At 70.4% G+C, this 3,478-nt stretch carries 4 protein-coding genes; all 4 read right to left on the bottom strand.

Going from position 1 to position 3,478, the window contains the following annotated elements:
- The coding region (locus ABNT58_RS12305; protein WP_348753766.1) for an AMP-binding protein at positions 1–803 on the bottom strand (803 nt) is incomplete at its 3' end.
- Between the two features lie 45 nt (positions 804–848).
- Positions 849–1,838, bottom strand: a complete 990-nt coding sequence (locus ABNT58_RS12300) for a nitronate monooxygenase (protein ID WP_348753765.1) — start codon at positions 1,836–1,838, stop codon at positions 849–851.
- 7 nt (positions 1,839–1,845) lie between these two features.
- Positions 1,846–2,844, bottom strand: a complete 999-nt coding sequence (locus ABNT58_RS12295; protein WP_348753764.1) for a tripartite tricarboxylate transporter substrate binding protein — start codon at positions 2,842–2,844, stop codon at positions 1,846–1,848.
- Positions 2,845–2,952: 108 nt separating this feature from the next.
- Positions 2,953–3,478: CoA transferase (locus tag ABNT58_RS12290; RefSeq protein ID WP_348753763.1), on the bottom strand; the 526-nt coding region annotated here is incomplete at its 5' end.

Below are 3,478 nucleotides of genomic sequence, written 5' to 3'. Positions count from 1 at the left end.
TAGCCGTTGATGGCGATGTCGCGGTCGGTCAGGCCCTGCACCTGCACGCTGGCCCAGGCGGTGAACACCTGCGCGCGGTGGCTGTGGCGCGCCAGCTTGGGGTCGCCCGTGGTGCCGCCGGTGTGGAAGTAGGCGGCGATGTCCTCGGGCTGGATGACGCGGCCGCTGACCAGCCGGTCGGCCGGCTGCGCGGCGCGCGCCTGGCCGAAGTCCAGCACGCCCTCGGGCAGCGGGCCTTCCACCGCGGGCGGCGCATCGTGCGGCAGCACGCGCAGCACCGCCTGCAGCGTGGGCACCCGCTCACGCAGGCGCATGGCCTTTTGCCAATAGCCGGCTTCGGCATCGGCGCCCCAGGCGATGAGCACGCGGCTGCCGGCCGCATTCATCAGCGCGGCCAGCTTGTCATCATTGAGCAGCGGGTTCAGCGGCTGCACGATGCCGGCCGCTTCCCCGCCCCACAAAGCCAGGTGGTACTCGGGGCAGGCGGGCAGCAGCACCGACACCGCCTGCTGCGGCTGCAGGCCCAGGCTGTGCAGCAGGTTGGCCGTCTGGTGGATGCCTTCGAACAGCTGGCGGTAGCTCCAGCGCAGCGGGCGGTCGGCTTCTTCCACGCTGCGGATGAAGGTCAGCGCCGTCTTGTCGCCAAAGGCCGCGGCCGAGTTGCGGAACAGCTCATAGGTGCTGCGCACCGGCATGGCCTGCTCCAGCGGCATCGCGGCTTCGATGCGCTGCACGTCGGCCAGGCTGCGCACCGGCGGGCCGGCGCGGAAGGGGGCTTGCACGGTGTCGGCGGGGTGGGTCATGGCGTTGTCTCCTGCCCGGGTCGGACGCCCGGTGTGCGTGAAGGTTCAGGCCGGCACGGCCTGCGGCGGGGCAATGCGTTGCACGGCGGCCCGCATCTCGGCCTGCATGCGCTGCACGATGGCGGCCAGCGGCTCGATGCGGTCGGTGAAGGCCAGCGCATGGCCGGCCGACAGCACGCCGTGGCGGGTGTCGCCGGTCTCATAAGCCTGGCGGCCGATGCGGCCGGCCACCAGGGGCAGCAGATCCTGGATGGTGACGCCGGGCTGGCTGGCCTCGATGGCCTGCACCGCATCGGTCGTCTCGTTGCGCAGCGCACGCACGGTGTTGCGCACCGTGTGCATCAGCAGCGTGGTGTCGGTGGGTTGGGCCTGCACCAGGCGGCGCTTGTAGTCCTCGTGCGCCCAGATCTCTTCAGCCACGGTGAAGCGCGTGCCCACCACCACGCCGGCTGCGCCCATGGCCAGCGCGGCCGTTACCTGCGAGCCGCAGCCGATGCCGCCGCCGATGAGGTAAGGGATGTGCAGCTGCTCGCGCGCCCAGGCCGCATTGACGATGCTGCCCACCATGTCCATGCCCGGGTGGCCGCCGCACTCGGCGCCCACGATGGCCACTGCGTCCACGCCCAGCGACTGGGCCTTGACCGCGTAACGCACCGCCGGCACCTTGTGCAGCACCTGGATGCCCGCCGCCTTGAGCGTGGGCAGGTAAGCCTCGGGGCTGCGGCCCGAGGTCTCGACGAAGCGCACGCCTTCTTCGGCGATCAGCTCGAACACCGCCTGCGTGCGCTCGCCCGGCACCAGCTTGGGCAGCATCGACACGTTGACGCCGAAGGGCCCGCCTTCACACAGGTCGCGGCAGCGGCGGATCTCGTCGCGCAGCGCCTGCGGCTCGGGAAAGCTGGCTGCGGTGATGAAGCCCAGGATGCCCGCGCGCGAGGCCGCGGCCACGTAACGGGCATCGGACAGCCACATCAGCCCGCCGGCCACGATGGGCAGGCGGATGCCGAACATCTCGGTGATCGCGGTGGAAGCCATGGCGCGTTTACTCGATCGACACGCCCTTGTCGCGGATCACCTTGCCCCACTTCTCGTCATCGCGGCGGATGCGCTCGGCCGTGTCCTTGGGCGATTGCCAGGCGGCGTAAGTGCCGGCGTTCTTCAGCTTCTCCTGGATCTCGGGCTCGGCCAGGGTCTGCTTGAGCGCTTCGCTGAGCTTGCTGATCACCGGCGCCGGCGTGCCGGCCGGCGCCAGCAGGCCGCCCCACGACACCGCGTCGAAGCCCGGGAAGCCCTGCTCCGACACCGTCTTCACATCGGGCAGGTAAGGCAGGCGCTGCGGCGAACCCACGGCGATGGCGCGCAGCTTGCCCGCCTTGATGTGCGGCAGCGCAGCGACCATGTCGGCGTACATCACCGGCACCTGGCCGCCGATCACGTCGGTCACCGCTGGCGAGCCGCCGCGGTAGGGCACGTGGCTCATCTCGAACTTGCCCAGCATCTTCAGCGATTCGGTGGTGAGGTGGCCAAAGCTGCCCTGGCCCGAACTGGTGTAGTTGAGCGGCGGGTTGGTGGCCTTGGCCTTGGCGATCAGCTGCGGCAGCGTGGTCACGTCGGGCAGCGACTGCGGATTGACCACCATCACGATGGGCAGGTCGTAGGTGGTGCCGACCGGCGTGAAGTCCTTCTGGATGTCGTACTTGGCCGTCTTGTACAGGTGCGGCGCCAGCAGCGTGGGCGTGGCCAGCATCATCAGTGTGTAGCCGTCGGGCGCGGCCTTGGCCACGGCAGCGGCGGCGATGGCGCCCGAAGCACCGGCGCGGTTTTCCACGATCACCTGCTGCTTGAGCAGTTCGCTCATGCGCTGGCCCACGATGCGCGAAGCCGTGTCGGTGGGGCCGCCCGGCGGGAAGGGCACGACGATGGTGATCATCTTCGCGGGGTAGGCCTGCGCCATCGCGCCCAGTGCGGGCACGGCCAGCGCGAGGGCGACGAGGCTGCGGCGAAGGGCACTGGCGGGGCGAAGGGCGGTGATGCGTTGCATGCGGAACTCCTGGCTATGCAAGGTAGGAAGCAGCGTGCCGCGCACGGCGGCCGGCACGCATCGAAAGAAAGGTCTCAACAGGATCGGCTGGCCAGGTGGGATCGGATCTCAGCGGCGGCCCGGCCGCTGGTCGCCCAGCAACTCCTGCAGCACGGCCTCGGTATCGGCGCCCAGTTGCGGCGGCGGCCGGCGCACCGGCAACCGTTCGCCATCGATGCGGTACGGCGGCGCCAGCACATGGGTGCTGCCGGCCACCGGGTGCGGTTGCACCGTGACCAGACCGCCTTCCACCGCGCGCGGTGAGGTCAGCGCCTCATGCAGGCCCAGCACCTCGCCGCACGGAATGCCGGCGGTCGACAGCGCGGCCAGCATCTGCGCACGCGGCCGGCGGGCCAGCTCGGCATGCAGCACCGGCAGCAGTTCGGCACGGTGGGCCGAGCGGCCGAGGTTGGTCTTGAAGCGCTCGTCGGCGGCCAGCTCGGGCCGTTCGATCACCTCGGTGCAAAAGCGCTGGAACTGCGCGTTGTTGCCCACGGTGATGACGATGGGGCCATCGGCCGCATCGAACACGCCGTAAGGCACGATGGACGGATGCGCATTGCCGTAGCGCGGCGGGTCTTCGCCCATCAGCAGC

Source organism: uncultured Aquincola sp. (assembly GCF_964001545.1).
Taxonomy (GTDB): domain Bacteria; phylum Pseudomonadota; class Gammaproteobacteria; order Burkholderiales; family Burkholderiaceae_C; genus Aquincola.
This window is presented reverse-complemented; position numbering and strand designations above follow the sequence as displayed.